Source organism: Saccharospirillum alexandrii (assembly GCF_004000275.1).
In the GTDB taxonomy this organism is placed as follows: Bacteria; Pseudomonadota; Gammaproteobacteria; order Pseudomonadales; family Natronospirillaceae; genus Saccharospirillum; species Saccharospirillum alexandrii.
Window position 1 is genome coordinate 285,252 of sequence record NZ_RCIP01000003.1, and the last position, 19,440, is coordinate 304,691.

General features: G+C 53.5%; 17 protein-coding genes and 1 pseudogene. 7 read left to right on the top strand and 11 right to left on the bottom strand.

Going from position 1 to position 19,440, the window contains the following annotated elements:
• Positions 1-97 precede the first annotated feature (97 nt).
• A complete protein-coding gene (locus EP166_RS14955) occupies positions 98-673 on the top strand; it encodes an exopolysaccharide biosynthesis protein (protein WP_127558495.1) in 576 nt (191 codons plus the stop codon).
• Between the two features lie 147 nt (positions 674-820).
• On the opposite strand, the gene EP166_RS14960 is transcribed toward EP166_RS14955, so the two are convergent.
• The 6 genes from EP166_RS14960 to EP166_RS14985 all read right to left on the bottom strand — a co-directional run bounded on the left by EP166_RS14960 (position 821) and on the right by EP166_RS14985 (position 10,374).
• Positions 821-2,449, bottom strand: coding sequence for a glycoside hydrolase family 43 protein (locus EP166_RS14960; RefSeq protein WP_127558496.1), 1,629 nt, complete (start codon positions 2,447-2,449; stop codon positions 821-823).
• Positions 2,450-2,456: 7 nt separating this feature from the next.
• A complete protein-coding gene (locus EP166_RS14965) occupies positions 2,457-3,299 on the bottom strand; it encodes a carbohydrate ABC transporter permease (RefSeq protein ID WP_127558498.1) in 843 nt (280 codons plus the stop codon).
• On the bottom strand, positions 3,296-4,255 hold the full coding sequence (locus tag EP166_RS14970; RefSeq protein ID WP_127558500.1) for a carbohydrate ABC transporter permease: 960 nt from the start codon (positions 4,253-4,255) through the stop codon (positions 3,296-3,298). The genes EP166_RS14965 and EP166_RS14970 overlap by 4 nt, the downstream gene beginning before the upstream one ends.
• Positions 4,256-4,333: 78 nt before the next feature.
• Positions 4,334-5,599, bottom strand: a complete 1,266-nt coding sequence (locus EP166_RS14975) for an extracellular solute-binding protein (RefSeq protein ID WP_127558502.1) — start codon at positions 5,597-5,599, stop codon at positions 4,334-4,336.
• A gap of 314 nt (positions 5,600-5,913) precedes the next feature.
• On the bottom strand, positions 5,914-7,569 hold the full coding sequence (bicA, locus tag EP166_RS14980; RefSeq protein ID WP_127558504.1) for a bicarbonate transporter BicA: 1,656 nt from the start codon (positions 7,567-7,569) through the stop codon (positions 5,914-5,916).
• Positions 7,570-7,950: 381 nt separating this feature from the next.
• Complete coding sequence (locus EP166_RS14985; RefSeq protein ID WP_164743960.1) at positions 7,951-10,374, bottom strand: beta-glucosidase family protein; 2,424 nt, start codon at positions 10,372-10,374, stop codon at positions 7,951-7,953.
• Between the two features lie 317 nt (positions 10,375-10,691).
• Here EP166_RS14985 and EP166_RS14990 point away from each other — a divergent pair, with 317 nt between their 5' ends.
• Complete coding sequence (locus EP166_RS14990) at positions 10,692-11,726, top strand: helix-turn-helix domain-containing protein (protein WP_127558508.1); 1,035 nt, start codon at positions 10,692-10,694, stop codon at positions 11,724-11,726.
• A gap of 17 nt (positions 11,727-11,743) precedes the next feature.
• On the opposite strand, the gene EP166_RS14995 is transcribed toward EP166_RS14990, so the two are convergent.
• Entirely contained in the window at positions 11,744-12,208 is a 465-nt protein-coding gene (locus EP166_RS14995) for a sll1863 family stress response protein (protein WP_164743961.1), read from the bottom strand.
• A gap of 16 nt (positions 12,209-12,224) precedes the next feature.
• Positions 12,225-12,788 carry a MarR family winged helix-turn-helix transcriptional regulator gene (locus EP166_RS15000; protein ID WP_127558512.1) on the bottom strand — a complete coding sequence of 188 codons (564 nt, stop codon included), beginning with the start codon at positions 12,786-12,788 and terminating at the stop codon, positions 12,225-12,227.
• 97 nt (positions 12,789-12,885) lie between these two features.
• Between EP166_RS15000 and EP166_RS15005 the strand changes: the two genes are divergently transcribed.
• On the top strand, positions 12,886-13,623 hold the full coding sequence (locus EP166_RS15005) for a hypothetical protein (protein ID WP_127558514.1): 738 nt from the start codon (positions 12,886-12,888) through the stop codon (positions 13,621-13,623).
• A 48-nt stretch (positions 13,624-13,671) separates the two neighbouring features.
• Positions 13,672-14,217, top strand: coding sequence for a peroxiredoxin family protein (locus tag EP166_RS15010; RefSeq protein WP_127558516.1), 546 nt, complete (start codon positions 13,672-13,674; stop codon positions 14,215-14,217).
• Positions 14,218-14,292: 75 nt separating this feature from the next.
• Here the strand turns inward: EP166_RS15010 and EP166_RS15015 are convergent, their stop codons facing one another.
• Both EP166_RS15015 and EP166_RS15020 read right to left on the bottom strand, forming a co-directional pair.
• The gene (locus tag EP166_RS15015) at positions 14,293-14,583 is read right to left on the bottom strand and encodes a DUF1330 domain-containing protein (RefSeq protein WP_127558518.1); all 291 of its coding nucleotides are present in this window, start codon (positions 14,581-14,583) and stop codon (positions 14,293-14,295) included.
• Positions 14,584-14,673: 90 nt separating this feature from the next.
• Positions 14,674-15,627: a LysR family transcriptional regulator gene (locus EP166_RS15020; protein WP_127558519.1), complete on the bottom strand. Its 954-nt coding sequence runs from the start codon at positions 15,625-15,627 to the stop codon at positions 14,674-14,676.
• 77 nt (positions 15,628-15,704) lie between these two features.
• Between EP166_RS15020 and EP166_RS15025 the strand changes: the two genes are divergently transcribed.
• The 3 genes and pseudogenes from EP166_RS15025 to EP166_RS21535 all read left to right on the top strand — a co-directional run.
• Positions 15,705-16,343, top strand: a complete 639-nt coding sequence (locus tag EP166_RS15025; RefSeq protein WP_127558521.1) for a DsbA family protein — start codon at positions 15,705-15,707, stop codon at positions 16,341-16,343.
• 54 nt (positions 16,344-16,397) lie between these two features.
• The gene (locus EP166_RS15030; protein WP_127558523.1) at positions 16,398-17,294 is read left to right on the top strand and encodes an MBL fold metallo-hydrolase; all 897 of its coding nucleotides are present in this window, start codon (positions 16,398-16,400) and stop codon (positions 17,292-17,294) included.
• 131 nt (positions 17,295-17,425) lie between these two features.
• Positions 17,426-18,010: pseudogene (locus EP166_RS21535) on the top strand (aerolysin family beta-barrel pore-forming toxin); the annotation flags it as partial.
• Positions 18,011-18,182: 172 nt separating this feature from the next.
• Here the strand turns inward: EP166_RS21535 and EP166_RS15045 are convergent.
• A complete protein-coding gene (locus EP166_RS15045; protein WP_127558529.1) occupies positions 18,183-18,752 on the bottom strand; it encodes a peroxiredoxin family protein in 570 nt (189 codons plus the stop codon).
• Between the last annotated feature and the right edge of the window lie 688 nt (positions 18,753-19,440).

Below are 19,440 nucleotides of genomic sequence, written 5' to 3' on the forward strand. Positions count from 1 at the left end.
TCGACGGACTGACTGGCTTGATGGCCTTATCCCCGTGCCTTTACTCTGGTCGTTTACAGGTCCAAGGACTTGAACAACCATAGAGGCGGGTTTCAGGATGAATCTTGAACAACTGATCGACCAAATTGCCGATGCTGAGCAACGCAGTGGGCACCAGGTTTCCCTGGAAGACGTATTGTCTCAAATTGGGCGACGTTCTTTCGGGCCCTTACTATTGCTGGTGGGGCTGATTACCATGGCACCGTTGGTCGGCGATATACCGGGTGTGCCGACGCTGATGGCCATCATCGTCGTTCTAACGGCCGTGCAATTGTTGCTGGGACGCGACTATTTCTGGTTTCCCAACTGGTTGCTCAGACGGTCCATATCGAACGAGACGTTAAGCAACGTCACCCGCTGGTGTCGCAAGCCCGCGCGGCTTGTCGACCGCTTGCTGCGCCAGCGACTCGTTTCCTTTGCCAGAGGCCCGGCAAATTATGCCATCGCCTTCGTCTGTCTGATCATTGCCGCGGCCATGCCATTGATGGAGATTGTGCCCTTCAGCGCCAACGGTGCTGGCATAGCCTTAACCTCTTTCGGTCTGGCATTGATCGCCCGGGACGGACTGCTCGCACTGATCGCCTTTGTGACTACTGCGGCGACCATCATGCTGGTGCTCACCAGTCTTCTATAGACCCGACCAGCTTTGTGCACTTGCAAACCGGGCAAGCACACGCCTTGCGACCCTGTCACTTAGCGAGCGGTGGTGTACCCAGGGTGGTGGCATCACCCGGCTCTCGGAAGTCGCGTGTTTCTTATTGCAGAAATCAGGTAGCAGCCATTAGGGGAAACCACCCAAACCAGCCCCTTCACGGTACTCAAACCCGGAAAAATCCGCTGGCGTGCCTGTGCCTGAAAGATCCTGAGCCGCCATACCCACAAAGGCCCCCGTAAAATTATTGCCTGCGCCGGTACCGGCTTCGTCACTGAGCACAGAGTAGTCCAGCTTCAGTGGCAGCCGTTGCCAGTTTTCACCCTGGCTCGCCCAGGAAAAATACAGATGTTCAAAGTCCACCTCGGCCCGTAACCGGACCGGCCCCTGGGCTGGCAGTGGAATACGATGGCCGTTCAGCGGGTAATGTCCATGGCCATTGGCATCGGCCAGGCAACTCATGACATCCAGGCAGCGGCCGAGGGTTTCGTCATGGCTGATAAACAAATAATGATACTTGCGGCTGTTGTAGTAACACACCAACCCAGCCATCTGCTGGAAATGCCTGGGCTGAAAGTCCAGGGTAGTCGAGGCTGTAAACCGCTGGCTTTGCTGACGTCTGGCCACCAGTGAACTGTTGAACAAACTCCCAAGCGATTCCCTTCCGTACAAGCGCAAATAGCCCGGGCGTTCACTCAGACTGAACAGGGTTTCCGGGAAGGGTGTGCGCAACCACTGAAAATCCACCGGCAATTGGCGGGCAGTGAACCGGTAGTCAATGTCGGCTTCCCGGGCCGGCGTAGATGTGTGGTTTCGCGTCTCTGGCCCCGGCACCTGAATCTGGGGCGACAGGCAGTCTGCATCTGGCCATAACCAATCGTCATCCCCCCAGGTCAGCTTCTGAATAGCGGTTTCTCGGCCCAGGGGACTGCGCCCCCGGTTGGCCAGTGGACGGCTGCACAGATGCACCAGATAAGTTTCCCCCTCCGGGGTTTCAACCAGGTCGCCATGGCCGGCTCGCTGCAAGGGGCATTGCGGGTCAAACCGGGCGGTGATCAGGTGCTGCTTCGGATGCAATTCATAGGGGCCGGTTAATTGGCGAGACCGCGCCAGTGTGCAGGCGTGGTCGTATTCAGTCCCCCCTTCAGCCGTCAGCAGGTAATAGTAACCATTGCGTTTGTAGAGGTGCGGCCCTTCCACCATGCCAAGGTCACTGCCGGCAAAGATAGTGTGCACCGGGCCGACCGGGGACAGGTTATCCCGGTCAAGCTCTTGCAGCACTATGCCACCAAAAGAGGGCTTGTCTGGCCGGTAATCCCACAGCATGTTCAGGAACCAGCGGCGACCATCGTCGTCGTGAAACAGCGAAGGGTCGAAGCCACTGCTGTTGATGTAAACCGGCGCCTGCCAGTCGCCATCGATCGTGGTGCAGCGGGTGATGTAATTGTGCGCGTCTTTGGCATCGCCACTGTGGCGTTTAACATCGGTGTAGACCAGATAAAACACGCCCTCGCTGTAGGTCAGGCAAGGTGCCCAGACACCACAGGAATCCGGATTGCCGCGCATATCCAACAGGTCGGGCCGGTTCAGTGGCCGGCTGACCAGCCGCCAGTTAACCAGATCGGTCGAGTGGTGAATCTGCACCCCCGGGTACCACTCAAAGGTGGACGTAGCGATGTAATAATCATCACCGACCCGGCAGATCGACGGGTCTGGATTAAAGCCGGGAAGAATCGGGTTGTTGATGGTTGCACGCATTAAAAAATTACCCTTTAACCGCACCGCCGGTCAGCCCGGCGACAATGTACTTTTGTGCATACAGAAAGAAGGCTACCGCCGGCAAAATGGTGACAGTAATGTAGGCCAGAATACGATTCCATTCAGATCCGTACTGGCCACGAAACTCCATCAGCCCCAGGGGCCAGGGGTAAACGCTTTGATCGTTCAGCATGATCAGCGGGAAAATATAATTGTTCCAGCTACCCACCAGAATGAACACACCCACGGTGGCCAGAATGGGTTTTGACAGTGGCATCACGATGGTCCAGAAAAACCGGCCATAACTGCAGCCATCGACCAGGGCTGCCTCGAACAATTCTTTCGGCAATTGCTCAAAGAAGGTTCGGAACAACAGCACGCTCATGGCCAGGCCAAACGCAACCTGAGGCAGAATGACGCCCGCATAGGTATCGAGCAATCCGATGTCCCGAATTTTGATGAACAGCGGAAGAATCGCAGTAGCGCCGGGAAACATCATGCCCAGAATCACGTACGAATACAGATACTGTTTGCCGGCAAACCGGATGTGCGAGAAGGTGAATGCCAGCATGGAAGCGATGATCAACACCAGGGCAACAGTAAAGCCGGTAATGACAACGGAATTGAGCATCATCTGCCAGGTCATGCTGCTGGTGAGAATGTCCAGGTAAGCGGTGGCATCCCACTGACGGGGCAAGCCCAGCGGGCTAACCCTCAACTCCCCCAGGCTCTTAAACCCGCCGAGTGTCGTCATCCAGAACGGTAATAAAACAAACAGAGCCGCTAGCAGCAATAACCCCCAGCGCGCTACGCTGGCAGACACACTGCGCCGATCAGTCATCTCCGTCATGCGGTATTCCTCGCCATCACAAACCGTTGATAGATAAAGGCAAAGATCGCACACATTACAAAGAGCAATACGGCCACGGCGCTGCCAAAACCGATGCGCGAGCGCACAATGCCGAATTCGTAAAGGTAAGTCACAATGGTATGCGCCGAGCCACTGGGGCCACCTGAGGTGACCAACGGCATCGCCATTTCGAAAAACTGCAACGCGCCAATCACACTGAAGAATATCGACAACCGAATAGCGGGCATGATCAGCGGCAGCTTGATGCGGAAGATGATTTGCAGACGGCTGGCGCCATCGAGCCGGGCGGCTTCTACCAGATCATTTGGCACACTTTGCAGGCCGGCGATGTAGATCATCATGTGGTAGCCAAAATACTTCCAGACCACCACAACCAGAATGGCATTGAAGGCCCAGTCCCGGTCTGCCAGCGGGTAAAAAGACTCCATGCCAAACAGCTGGGTAAAGGCCGCTACCAGGCCAAAATTACCGTCGTAAATAAACCGCCAGATCAGACCAGCAACAACATCGGCCAGAATAAAAGGCAGAAAGTACACCAGCCGGAACAAGGTATTGAGGCTGCCTTTGCTGGCAATGCTCAGCGCCAGCATCATGGCCAGCGGTAATTGAATCAGCAGGGAGATCAGCACAATCTTCGCCGTATTCCACACTGCCTGATGGAAAACCGGGTCCTGCAGAATAAACTGGAAATTGCGCCAGCCAACCCAGCGTCCGCTGTCAGACAGTGCGGTAAAGCCATTCCAGCGGTAGAAACTGTACACACCGGATTCAGCAATCGGCAGGATCACCAGCAGGGTGAATACCATCAGCGCCGGTGGAATAAACAATAACAAAGTGGAGAGCCGCCCGCCGGTGTTATGGCGGTACAGCCACTCTTTCACAGCCGACAACCGGCCGGTACGCTGCGCTTCGAGCGCGATATCAACAGATTTCATGACAGTCTCGAACGGCTTTGATCGAAGAAAGGCTCAATGACTTTGCAGCCAATGAGCCCAGGGAGCGCTTCGGCAGAATTATCGGAAATCCCAGGCCTGCTGTACCCGATCTACCGCATCTTCCGGTGAAATTTCACCGGCAAACAGCTCGGCCGACACATCATTGATCACACCGCCCACATCGGCGCCCAGCGCCTGATCCCAGAACACCTGATGCCAGGATGAGTTGGCAATGTTCTCGGCAATTTGCTTCATGTGCGGGTCTTCAACGGCTTCAGCCGCACCATTGGCCACCGGAATGATGATGCCCGCTGCAGCGAGTTTGCGTTGTTGTTCTGGCGCCAGGAAGAACTCCAGCCAGCGCACGGCGGCATCACTGCCATTGCCCGAGGTAAAGGCCCAGCCATCGACACCGCCCAGCGTCGCGGAAGGGTCACCCAGGCCACCGGCCACCATGGGGAAATTGAAGTAGCCCAGGTTGCCACCAGAGACACCCTCGCCGCTTTCGGATTCGGAGGTTTGCACACCGATATCCCATTCACCCATCAGGTGGATAGCGGCCTGCCCATTCCCGAACACACCGGCGGCCTCGTTATAGGCCATGCCCCGATAACCGGGCTGAAAAGGGTCGAGCTCTGCCAGGCGGCGCAGCTCTTCACCTGCGCGTACGTAATGCTCGTTATCGAAGCTGGCTTCATCGGCCAGAATCGACTGGAACAGATCCTGCCCGCCAATGCGCATGGCCAGGTAGGTCCAGTAAAAATGCAGCGGCCAGCGTTCAGCACCGCCAGCGGCGATGGGGGTGATACCGGCCTCCTTGAGCGTACTGACTGCATCCAGAAAGTCATCCCAGGTTTCAATGCTGTCGGCATTCACACCGGCCTGCTCAAACAGCGACTTGTTGTACCAGAATCCGACCTGAGCCAGCCGATAGGGTGCACCATAGAGCCGGCCGTTAACCTCAAACGCCGACATGGCGCCCGAACCAATATTGGCTCTCAGGCGGTCTGCCTTGTCGGTGATGTCTGCAAGCAGGCCCGCTTCAGCGCGCACCCGGTAATTGCCGCCGCCGAAGCTCCAGTACAGATCGGGTTTGGCGTTCGATTGCAGCAGCGTGGGCAAGCGGGCTTTCATGGCATCGTCGTCCATAAAATCCAGTTGCACGGTGATATTCGGGTTTTGGGCTTCGAAGTCGACACGAATGTCATCCCAAGTATCGCGAATGAACTGATCCTGCTGGTTATGCAGGACAGTCACTGTTTCTTCAGCCACCAGCTGTGTACTGCACACGGCCAGCAAGGTGCCGACGCAGGTGGAAACGACTAGGTGTTTGAGCTTGAGCATGGGGCCTTCCTCTGGTTGTGATGGTTTTTGTTTTCCCCTGAATGAGTCAGGGCGGCCTTTAATTTCACGTCTCAAACTAAATAAACCACAGGAGGTGGGTGCTGTCAAAATATTTTCGAGTGTCGAGTTAAATCAATCACCATTCGGGATATAGGGCCGCCCCCTCGTAACAGAGGGCAGTTGGACGTTAGAAAGACAAACAGCCTGCATTGGAGCGACTCGCCCGTTACAGGCACGAATCCAGATCCAAAATGGAGAGGGTTTTAAGGGGCTGACCGAATGGGCAGAGGGCCTGGCTTCAGCCCCGGAACAAGTTACTGCGGGTGTGACCGAATGGCCTCGCCCGCCAGGCGCAAGGCCTCTACCCGCGATGAACAGACGTGTTGGGGCGGTACCATATCAAACAGCCCCACACCCTCCAGAAACCTCGATGTCTCTTGTGCAGGGCGAACAATAAACACCTCCTTGCCAGCGTCCAGGGCATCCTTGAGCGCGTTTTCAATGGCCAGGGAGACGGTGGCGTCAACCAGTGGCACGTCGCTGATATCCACCACCATGGCGGTACAACTCATGACGGCATTGTGTTCCCGGGCAATGGCCTTGGACACCCCAAAAATCATCGGGCCACTCAGGTACAGCAAGAGCAGTTTGCCCTGCGCTTCATCGAGCAACTGCTTTTCTTCGTTGTTGAGCGCAATGGCGTCGTCAGAATCGGTAATGGTCTTGATGTTTCGGGTTTGTTCGCGGCTGAGCCGCTCAATGGTGATGATATTCGCGATGAAAACCCCCAACCCCACCGCCACGATGAGGTCGAAGAAGACGGTTAAAAACATCACGCCATACATGATAAAGGTGGCGTTTAAGGAAACGCGGTGCGCGCGTTTCACGAAACTCCAATCCAGAATATTGATGCCCACCCGCACGGCAATACCAGCCAATACCGCCAGCGGAATGCTCTCGGTCAGTTTCGCCGCCCATAGAATGACGACCATCAACACGACCGCCCGCACAATGCCCGACAACGCCGACCGCGCCCCGGTTTGAATGTTCACCACCGTGCCCATGGTGGCACCGGCACCGGGCAACCCACCGAACAGGCCCGAGACTAAGTTGCCGATGCCCTGCCCGACCAGTTCTTTATCGGATTTATGCTCCTGGCGGGTAAGGCTGTCGGCGATGACCGCGGTTAAGAGCGCATCAATACAACCCAACGTGCCCAGCACCAGGGCGTCTACGATCATCTCGCTCCATTGGCCCCAACTGAAAGTGGGCACAACCATAGAGGGAAGACCCAGATCGATCTCGCCGATGCGGCGCACCTCAAAAAAACCAAGAATCGTCAGGGAGAACAGTGTGCCTGCGACCAGGGCGATCAGTTGGGCGGGAACGTAGCGGGTCCACTGCTTGGGCGCGAAAAACAGAATGCCAATGGTGAAAGCACCCAATATGAATTCGACCGGCTTGATCGAGGTTAACAGCCCAGGCAAGGCCGCCAGAGTGCCCGTCACACCGCCCGGCGGGCTCGGGTGACCGAGGAAAGGAGCCAGCTGCAGAATGATCAGAATAATACCAATACCGGACATAAAGCCGGAGACCACACTGTAGGGCATTAACGTAATGTATTTGCCGAGCTTGAGTGCCCCCAGCGCGATCTGAAACAACCCGGCCATCATGACCACGGTAAACGCCATGGCTCTGCCGTTTTCCGGGTTATCGGCAATCAGGGTGGTGAGTACGGCCGTCATCACGACCGTCATCGGACCGGTGGGCTCGGAAATCAGAGTGGACGTGCCACCAAACAGGGCCGCAAACAACCCAACCAGCACTGCCCCGTAGAGCCCGGCCTCGGCACCGGCACCGGACGCGACGCCGAACGCCAGCGCCATGGGCAAAGACACCACCGCAGCCGTCAGGCCACCGAAGATGTCACCTTTTAGGTTATCGAACCGAATGTCGTTAAACAGCTGCATAGGTCTAATGGTCAGTGCCTGATGATCCTACCTATACAGTCTAAGGCATGACACTTCAGAACACACCGGGCAGCAGTGCATTCACCTTGTCCCATTCGTTAACAATCCAATGCCATTCTGGACAGTGGCTGCACTACCCCGTAGCGCTAGGGAGACTCTGCATTGAACAACACCTGGCACCCAGGGCAAATCCCGTAACGCTCCGGGCACTTGATACCAAAGCCGTACGCAGGCATGAGCTTGATAGCCTAATCGCAGACCCAAGAATGGTCGGCAAGCCCATGGCAGAATGGTTCAACCGGGATAGCAGAGCTACCCCGGGTTTTACAGCATCTCCTGAACTTACCGGGTTAGCGCCTTGGCAGGTGCGCCTATATCACATCAGTCATTATGAACGGTCTCGAAATCACCTACCGTATCCGGCAGTGACAAAGCACCCGGGGTGGTTTCATCCACAACGATCTCACTAGTGACCGAAAAGGTCACCGGATAGACACCGTCCGTCTCTGATGACTTGCTGATGTAGGCTCTATACAACCCAGGCTCAACCACCCATTGGTTTCTAGCAGGGTCGAAACTGGACAACCATTTTGCGGTAACATCAAAGACCAAAGTCTGGTCCTCGGCCGGGGCCAACAAGGCTGTCTTGGCGAAAGCCTTAAGCTCGGCCGCCGGCTTATCCAGGCGACCGGAAGGAGCCGCTATGTATACTTGAACGATGTCTTTACCGGCAACACCACCAATGTTGGTCACATCAACCGAGAACGAAACCTTGCCCTGAGCCCCTTCAGAATTAAGGGTATTATCTACCAAAAGGGGAGAACCGTACTCGAAGTCTGTATAGGAAAGGCCGAACCCAAACGGGTAGCTCACCGGTTGATCAAAGGTATCGTAGTAACGGTATCCAACGTAGATGCCCTCATTGTAATAATGGGTATCTACCTTTCCATCTGCATCGGTATCCACCCCTGGAAAACTGCTGGCTGAAGGGATGTCTGCGTAAGCAACCGGGATCGATTGTGTGAGCTTTCCGCTAGGGTTAACCTCACCAGACAGAACATCGGCAATCACATTCCCGGCTTCTTGCCCGGGCAAGTAGGCCAACACGATTGCATCAACGTTATCTTGCCAAGATTCCATTTCAATAATGCTTGCCACGTTTAATACAACGATGACTTTTTTACCCTGTGCATGCGCCGCAGTAGCCACATCTTCAATCAGGTTGGATTCATCAGCAGACAGCAGGAAATCCCCTTCCGCATTCGCTCGATCCCTGCCTTGCATTGAGTATCGACCGATGCTGATAACAGCTACGTCATTGCCAGTAACATAGTCTTCAATTTCCAACGGGGTAAGCGGAGGCTCGCTGCACTCTATAATGGTAGACAAGCCATTAAAATCCGTTTCTGACTTATTGGCAGAAAAGTGATCCTGGTAAAGCGCGCTAAGCTCAGAATCTACGGTAAACTGAGCGGCCAGTCCGTCCAGGATATTAACCGTATAGGCTGCGTTAACATCCCCACTGCCATACCCTCCTTTTAGCGTATTAACCTGATTAATTCCAAAAGAAGCGATGCGGGAAGAACGGTCAATTGGCAATACATCCGAATCATTCTTCAGCAGGATAATACCTTCACTGGCCGATGTTCTCGACAACGCGGCATGGGCGACCAGATCAGGGCGACTGGAAAACTCGTAGCCCTGATTAGACGGTGTTTTCAACGACTGCGTCAGCACCCGAACTGCACTGGATTTAATCGTCTCTTCATCCAGCTCACCAGACTCATAAGCATTTTCAAGTTGCTGAAGCGCGTCCACTTCGCCGTACCGATATGCCAGCGCTACCCCGCCTGACTCAATCAGATCATTACCTGAACGAATCATCTCGGGGTAGTTCCCATCTCCGGCCCACCAGTCACTCATAACGAGCCCGTCAAAACCCCACTCATCTCTCAATACTGTTGTATTAAGATCTCTCCATTGACCCGAATAATGGCCATTAACCTGATTCATCGCTGTCATCACTGCCCACGGGTTGGACTCAGCAACTGCGTACTCAAACCCACGCATATATATTTCACGCAACGCTCTTGGTGAAATAATATTGTTCACGAAGTTACGCGAGGTCTCTGCATTATTGGCAACAAAATGCTTAACGGTGGCACCTACACCAACCGACTGAGCACCATTGACGGCAGACGCGGCCATCATCCCAGAAAGCAATGGGTCTTCAGAGTAATACTCAAAGTTCCGCCCATTCAGAGGGTTACGTTGAATGTTAAGGCCGGGGGCCAACCAGAAATCCAGACCATACTCTTTAATCTCAGTACCTATTGCCCTACCGACGGCTGCTTGTATATCAAGGTTCCAGGTTGATGCAAGCAACGTACTGACTGGAAATGCTGTGCCATAGTAGGTATCGCTATCCCCGTCTCGAACAGGGTCTATTCGAACTCCTGCGGCACCATCTGCTAGCTTTACAGCGGCAATATCGAGGCCGGTGCTCTCATTATAGACACCATTGATATACCCGACTGTACCCGGTATGTCGTTTTTGACATTAGTGAGCGCTTCATAATTGGTTCCAAACGAAAAGTCTGGTTGAAGTGCGTAACCTGGCCCAACCAGCATATTCATCTGCTCGTAGGCTGACATGCGAGCGACCAGCGACTCTGCCTTTTCCCTGAATGTCTCACTACCAGCACCCGTAAGGGGGGACGTGTCACCAGACGTTGTTCCTGTTTCACAGCCAACAAGAACGATCACAGATCCGATAGCCGTAGCCATCAACGTAATTTTGTTCATTGACGATTTCCCATATTTATTATTGTAGATGCATGAACGCACCCACATTGTATTCGGGGAACTAAAGCAAACTATCCAATACAGAGCAGATAGTAACCACTTTGGAGCAAGGGTGAGTGCTGGGAGAAGATTTCCGCCAATGATCAACGCTTTTGCCTTCTGAGCAATAGCCAATAGAAGACCAGCAGAGCTTGGAACCGTAGCGGCCACAGACGGTAACAATTGTTACTCTATGATACAGAAAACCGCCTTATCAGCTAACAACTTTATGTTAGAAGTAGATATCAGCAATACCACTATTGGTAAAGGCACAGTCGATGAACAATAAAAGTGTTTCCAATATTATCTATCAAGGCACTTATGAAAAATCCAAGAGCAACAAAAAACTGAAGGCGGTATTTGACACCTGTGACATCACGCCCTATGAAATGGAAAGGCCCTATGGGCGAATAGTTGAAAAGAAGCACAATTACCTGCTAAATCAGCTAAGCCATGACCGGGAGGCTGAGCATCAGGTCATAACCTCGTTGCTTGAGAACACCATACCAACCTATCACTGTCTATTTCCAGAGCTGATCAGCTACTGCGTCAATCAAGAGAGTACAGAACAAGCCATTAGCACCTTCATCCACAACGCCTGCATCATTGGCAACTGCGATTACTTCACCATCAGCCAAAACAGTGATAGAACCAAAATAACCTATTTAACATCAAGTTCCGAGACAGCACATCCCATTAATGCCCTGGGGAATATTGCTTTACTGTCGGATATTATCCACCTCCACTCACCCAAGGCACCATTGGCTGTTAGTTTGACCGCAAAAAATCTGATCAAAAAGCGAAATTTCGATGAAAAGTTTGAGACCAGTTGCGTGCTAGATCAAAATGAAAACTCAATTATCATCAATAACAACGACCTGGAAAAATCTCAAAATTCATTTAACAGAACCCTCCATACATTACAAAAAGAGCAAATTAATAACATTAAAAGAAACCTATTCTCTGCAGGAAAGCTATCCAGCTCTGTCGCCGAAATTATCTTTAATGCCATCTATTCAAAGAGAATATCAGAGCAGAATGATATTTTGAAAATTCTGTGCAATGCGCTGCAAGTAAGTCGCTGGACATTAAACAGAAGGCTGAATTCGGAGAATACAAACTTCAGCTTGCTACTGTCTGAAGTCAAGCTTCAGGTGTCAATAAAGTTATTGACCGAAGAAAGGTTAACGATACAGGAAGTGAGCGATTGGCTGGCTTTTTCTTCGCATTCTGCCTTTTCCCGCTTTTTTAAAGCCAAGACGGGGCGCTCCCCCAGAATCTATCGCGAAGCAATCGACGTTGAACATCGGTAAGCCATTGCACCTATCGTTTACTCGTCGTCGTCTTCAAATGCACGCCTGGCATTTACCCAGGAATCACTCATTACCTGGTAGGCGTCGGTAAAGCCCTTTTTCATTTCATCCCAGGCACCGGCCGAGCTGTTTCTGAAGTTGTCGTACCAGCCAGCCAATTCGCTTCTCTGCTCGCGCAGTCTATTCAGGTTGGCCCTGGCATCCTGGCGAGCTTGCTGGCTCATCGATTCCCAGTTGTTGTCAATTCGGGTTTCGAGTTCATCGATCTTACTATCGAGTCTTTCCAGTGCCTGACCGGCTTTTTCCACGGCCTCGTCACGCTGGTTGGCGGTGTATTGACTCAGCGTGTTGATCAGCTCCCTGGTCTCTTGTTCGACATCCTGTGCGGTAACGACATCATCAGATTTCGCACAGGATGCCAGCCCCAACCCTAAAGTCACTGCGATCAATACGGCTGTAAGAAAAGAAAGTGTATTCATCATGTACCTCCTGCCAATCCTAGGGCGCCTCGAATTCCCGACAAATTAACTGCACCTCCTCTGTAGTTAGAGGCTCCTGGGTAAGGTTGCACCAAAATTCGCCTGTCTCAGTCCCTGAATTATGCTTGCAACCGACACATTGGGCAAAACTCCGATTCTGGTTGGCCTGCTGCATCAACTTTAGCAATTCGGTGAGGTGGTCATGTAAGGCACCCAGGGTTTGTGGCGTCAGTTGCTTAGCAGCAGCCTGCAGCACCGGGGCTGGACGTACCCGGGCCAGAATGTCCCGGCCACGATTGGTGAGACGCAAGTGGGTAACCCTGCGATCTTCTGCGTCAGGCACTTTTGTCAGTAACCCGCGGTTCTCCAGTACTTTCAGCGTTTGCGACACGGTTCCCTTGGTTTGCCCAAGGTATTCGCTCACGCCCATGGGCGTATCAGAATAACGGTTGGCGCGCGCAAGATAGGCCAGCGCTTCCAGTTGCACCGGCTGTAAGCCCTCGGAAGATAACTGCGCCCGCGTGTCGTGGCGAAGCACACCCGAAATTCGTTCTATGAGTTGTTCAAGCAGTTCAGTCGACATCACCAAATAGTATCGACTAAATACTATGTTGACAACTCATTTTCAGGCAGGCACATTAATATCGTATCGACTCGATACCAAACTATGGAGACTTATCATGAAAACCATCCATGCACTGTCATTGTTGCCCTTATTCATCCCCTGCTTCGCCGCCGCTCACGAGGGCCATGAGACTGGCATTCTCACCCCGACCGACCCCGAGGTTGAAGCGGACTTCGACATTGTTCATGCCCGCATCACCAGTAACGGGCAAAGTGCACACTTCCACATGGCGGTATCCGGCGTCTCGGGTGATACCAGGGCAAAGGCCACTGGAAGCCTTGCCGGCAGCGACGTGTATTCCTATGTATGGCCGACCAACCTCAGCCCCTCGGCCGTGGGGTTTGCGGCCGATACCGGTGTCTTGTCACTGGCCGTTACCGCCCACCCGGACTTCGACGACACGCCTCTGTTTGATGAAAATCGCGATGGCCATTTGAACAACGATGGAGATACCTGGCACAGCCACTGGGTCGTGCTGGCGCCGCACCCACAATGCCCAGACGGCGGGTTAGGTGTGGTGGACATTCCCGAGGGTGAAAGCCCACACCTTCCCGCTACCTGGCCGGGTCTTCCCATCTTGATTGACAGCCCAGGGTGGCAACCCATGTTTAACGAGGAGAGCCTGGACATTCATGTGGCGTTCGACAGCAATGTTTCGCTGCAAAATATGCAGTTCGATGCAGTGACCGCCGGTCTGAGAGTGAACCAAAGTGTGCATGAGCCTTTGTTGTGTGTGACCGATGTATTCGATACCGCAGGTTCCCTGGAACTTCCCGGAAGAATCAACCAGTAATCGTTCACCGGGCACCTGAACGGTGCCCTTACCCACAAGGAGAATCCCATGTCTGAAGGCCCCCTTACACGTGCGCCCCAGTTAAGCACACAGACCTGGTATAACACTAACGTTCCTGTCGATTTACTTGAGCTGCGAGGCAAAGTGGTTGTCATCTATGCCTTCCAAATGCTCTGCCCTGCCTGTGTTAGCCACAGTCTTCCCCAGGCTAAGAGTTTGCATCAATACTTCACAGCCGATGACGTTTGTGTACTTGGGTTACACAGCGTATTTGAACACCACGACGTGATGACCAACGAAGCCCTTGCTGCGTTTATCAGTGAATATCGATTGGGTTTCCCTATAGCTGTGGACGCCCCGGGAGAAAACGGCCCTATCCCCCAAACCATGCAACGGTACGAACTGCAGGGAACGCCTTCTGTGTTATTGATCGATCGACAGGGTTATTTGCGTGTGAAGGCACTCGGCCACGTTGCCGACTTGCCACTGGGTCACTGGATAGGAAGGCTATTGTCAACGACCCATGAAGCTCCATCAGAACCGCCTAAGGGCGATGCTCTACAAGCCTGTCTCGTGAATGGCCGGTGCAACTGATGGTGTAGACCCGAACGGGCAAGCTACCGCAGCCACCGTTTGAGTGGTGAACCATGTCAAACTGACGCCCCCAGATCAGTTGCCCTCTACTATGAACAACGTACATTCGGCATTATCGGTACGTTTTGGTTTCACCGGAGCGTATTCTTCAGAATCCACAAATGCCTGCGCGCTGTTCATATCCGGGAATTCGATGATGACAATCCGGGAGGGAGACCAAAGCTCAGTTTCTCTGACATCCATCACGCCGCCTCTTGCCCGATAAACACCACCAAACTTTTCGGCGATCGGCTTAGCCAGCGTCTTGTATTCCTCATAAGCTGTGTGATCTTTTATCTTGGTATCTACGATTAGAAATGCGCTCATCGTGAACACTCCAAAATTGAGTGGATGGTCAGTACCAGTTTCAATTGCAACACCCAACTGAACACTTCGACACCCAGCTCTCGGGCACTGCTATTCAACCGCGCTGATCGCCTGTCGTTGCTGCTCCCTTCCTGCCAATACATCAACAAAAGCGCGGACCTTAGCGGGCCGGTACCGGGCAGCAGGGAAGACGGCGTGAATACCACCCATTGGTAGCTTCCATTGCGGCAACACCTGGATAAGACGCCCGGCGGCCAGATCGTCTGCTACCACATAATCTGGCAGAACGGACAAACCGGCCCCCAGGCAAACGGCTTCGCGCACGGCCAGGGTAGCATCAAGAAAAATCGATGCTTGCATGCTAACGGTTTCATACTCACCCTCGCCCAGCGAAAAAGTCCAACGAAGACTGTCGCGTAAAGCCGTATTGGCGATAAACGGAAATGTGCTTAACGTTTGTGGCCGAGCATGCCTTGCTACCCGGGCTACCATACTCGGCGCGCCGACGAGCAGTTGCTGAAAATCGGCTATTTTCCGCGACTGAAAGCCACTGTCGGCAAGCCACCCCACCCGAATGGCGAGTTCAATATCGCCCGACATGATATCCAGCGTCTGGTCGCTAAAAATCGCATCCACCTTGCAGGCCGCGTAGCGCTGAGTAAAGGCCTCTATGGCCGGTACGACGACACTCACCCCATAGTCAAAGGGTACGGTGAGCCGCAACATTCCCGAGGGCTCAGCCGATGTTTCCGCTAGCTCGTCGAAGGCCTCCTCCGCTTCACGCAGAATGAGCGCGCAGCGCAAGTAGAAGGCCAGGCCAGCCTCAGTCGGTTTTACGCTGCGCGTGGTGCGAACCAGGAGTGACGTTTTGAATTCCTGTTCAAGCCGGGCCACCTGCTGGCTGACTACCGCCTTGGTGATACCCAGGCGATCAGCGGCCGCGGTGAAAGAGCCCGCTTCCACAACAGCGGCGAAATAGGTGAGGCGGCGCAAATTACTGAACGCACCCAGGCCAGGTTCGTTACGATTGTATGTTTTTAGCATACGGAATGTATATCCTGTATGTATTTAATAGTCAAATCTTTACGTCTAATCTGGGCGGCAACTACGGAGGCATGCTCATGAACAAGACACTTCACTACTTATTCGACCCACTGTGCGGGTGGTGCTACGGCATAATGCCGGCTATTTCCCCATTGGCGCAGGGGACAGACGTTACCCTCAACCTACTCCCTACTGGCTTGTTTTCAGACCAGGCGTCACGGCCCATGGATGACGATTTTGCGGCATTCGCCTGGTCTAACGACCAGCGCATTGCGCACCTTACCGGCCAACGCTTCACAGAGACTTACCGGCAATCGGTTCTTGGCGACCGCGAGCGACGGTTTGATAGCGGCCCTGCCACGCGGGCGCTGACCGCCGTGGCATTAACCAAACCACAACGGGAGCATGAAGCACTCAAACACATCCAGCTTGCTCGCTTTGCTGACGGGCAGGATGTCACCTCGCTTTCTGTACTGGCCGACGTGCTCGTGCGGCTCGGTCTCAACGATGCCGCCGCACTGATGATGCACTCTGCCGCCTACGCTCAGGAAGCCAGCCTTACACGCGTAGGCCAGGCGCAGGCACTGTTGCATCAATTCGGTGCCCGAGGTGTACCAACGCTGATTCTCGAATCCGAGTCTGGCCATTCTTTGCTCGATACCTCAGCCGTGTTTTCCAACCCGGGTGCCCTGGCCGAGCAACTGCGAGCAGCCTGAGAACTGTCTACAACAGATGTTCATTAATCATTAATCGATACGGGGAGAAACCCTATGGTTACAAGACGTAATGTCATAAAAGCTGCAGCCACCATCACTGCGGCTGCTACCCTACTTGGCAAAGGTGCCTGGGCGGCAAACAAGGGGCTAAGCTGGCAACACTTTGCAGCGGGCGAACAGGGTTTTTACCGAGCGCCCGTCTTGCTTTCTGGAACACGGGAGGCGGTTCTGATTGACGCCGGCTTTACCCTGTCCGACGGGCAAGCGGTTGCAGACGCCATTCAGCAAAGCGGCAAGCAATTAACAACCATTTACATCAGCCAGAGCGACCCAGACTACTATTTCAGCCTGGCTCCAATTCAAGCAGCTTTCCCTGAAGCGCAAATAATTGCGGCTTCTGCCACCATCGCAGCCATTCAGGGTAATGTGGCAAAAAAACTGGAAACCTGGGGCCCGCAATTAAAAGAAAACGGCCCACAGACTCTGGCCGACATTGTGATGCCAGAGGCGTTCGACGGCCAGACCATTGAGCTGGAAGAGCATGTGATAAACATCGTCGACGTCGAGGGCACTAGCAACCGTCGTTACCTTTGGGTGCCTTCTCTGAATGCCATTGTTGGTGGCGTGATGGTGTTCTCCGGTGTTCACGTGTGGACGGCAGACACTTCCAGCCCCGAAGAACGTGCAGCCTGGGTGCATAGCCTCAATGCCATGCTGGCACGCAATCCGGACGTCGTCGTTCCAGGCCATATGAAAACCAGCGATGCCACAGATGCCTCGGCTATCAGCTACACCAGAGACTACTTGCTGGCCTTTGAGGAAGAACTGGAAACGGCGGTTGACAGTACGGCCCTTATAGCAGCGATGAATGCCCGCTATCCAGAGGCTGGGTTGGGCATTGCCCTGCAAATAGGCGCCAAGGTCGCCACAGGCGAAATGACCTGGGGATAAAACTAACGACTCCTCTGCGGTTTATATTGCTACCTACGAAGGTGCATTGATAAGCCGCATGCGCAGGTAGACACGCCACTCAGGGGTGGAGCGAAACCAATGGTGAAACCACCACCGTATCTCAAAGTGCGCAATATCGGGCTGAAATGCCACCGCGCACCAAACGCGAAATCACCATTACGTTCTTCAAGCAAATGGCAGACATCCCGTACACCTCGCAGATGTACATGGATTACGACCTGACCTACGAAAACTTCCTGCGCTGGAGTGGCAACGCCCGGACAGAACACCCAACCAACCGGCCCTGGGAGGTGTATACCTTTGGTGATCGCAACGGATAAAGCGCAGCCGAGGATGTGCTCGATCAATACCTGCACCGGCAGATCAACGGTTACAGCCAATGGGACTGGAGCTGGATGATCAATGAATACGGGGCGGGCTCCATTCAATGGGCCCTGGGCAACATCACCAAGCGAGCGTACGGTGCACCGATGAACGGCAAGTTCACAGCCATTGATGCCAGCCAATACAACATCACCGCTGGGCCAGCGATACCGCTCGATTCAATCTCGACGCAGGATCAACCATCCGACCGTACGCGACGCAATTCCGCCAATGGCGAAGCTACCCTCCTGAACGTTGAGAATTATGACTGGGAAGACCGAGTGACCAACGTCAATCTGACGGTCGAAGGAGCCTTGCAGCAGTCGATGTGACGTTGGTATCCGGTGTAGATGGATTTGCCTCGGCTTACTGGTGACATGTTTGTATCCGGTGGCGGGAACCTATACCCGCCACTGGCAGACGCCTGTCAATTTGCCGCAAGACTTGCTGAACCCAGTCACGAGCCAGACATCCATCTGACATTAATCAAGATACCAGAGAGCCTCATGCCACACGTTTAATGGAAGGGTTCTCTGCCCCAGGAGCCTGGATAAAGCGTTGAACCTGTTTCATTGGCATATGATCACTGGTATCGCGGCCATACCAGCAATCCACGATATGGCCCTTTTCGTTGATCAGAAAATCTGCAGGTACCAGCTTTACATTCGGGTTCTTGGAGGGGTAGCCGCCCTTTTTCATACCCATGAAGATACGCGGCAATTTAAACAGCAGCGCCTTGAACAAGGCAAACCCGGAGTGCTCAACTCCATAACGGTTGTAAATCTCAAGATCTGGGTCTGCTACCAGCCGGAAAGGCCTTGGGTGACGGGCCACGTAGTTGCGAACCTCATCGTTCGTAGAACTGAAAACCGCGATAACCTCAACATTATCCTTTTGCCATTCTTTGTAACGATGGGTCAATTCATACACCCGAAAGTTACAGAACGGACAGGCAGCGTCCCGAAAGAAGCACAACATCACCTTTTTGCCTTTAAAGGCACTCAATTGAATGGGCTCGCCATAAATATCCTTGGTGGTGAAGTCGATTATGGCTCTGGGGGCTTGCAATCTCATAGCGTATCTCTTGTGCAACGGATTAATGGTTCAACCCCTGGGTACTCCCGAAACCTGATATTGGATGCTGAAAGGGGTTGAAAAAGCACGCTCTACTACGTTGCAAACTGTACAAAGAACGATCGTCTGCAGCGGTAGGCCAATCATTGGTAGGTCTGACTAGGTAGCTTTGGATGCGCTATCAAGCAGGACAGCCGTTCACGGTTCAACACAGCAACTGAACGTTTACTGTACCGAAGAACGTCCGGTTGAGCACCACGACACGGGTCGACTGGATCGCCGCAATGCCTGGGTCGACCGAATCATCCCGGTCCATTACCACCGATTAAAACAATGGTCGCTTAAAGTTGACATAAAAAATGGGTCCGTTTCGAATCATAATTCTAAACATCGCCCTTAGGCGCTCATGCTGCGCACCAGGCGGTTTTGCGACGGGCTTACTGAGTGCTGCCATTACATACTGAAAACCAATATGTGCGTTAAAAATTTGGAATCACGTCACAAATGCACTAGGGTACGCGGCCTCGACGCTGAAGAGGTTTACCGTTTGCGAGCTGCCACGAACTCGAAAATCAGAAGCACACTGCCGATCACTGCCACCGCAGGCGTGATTGCTGGAGCGCTCTGTACTCTGTCTTTGGCACCCTTACGCTCCCTCAGCTTCCAACTGCAATCGGCCACTGGCCAC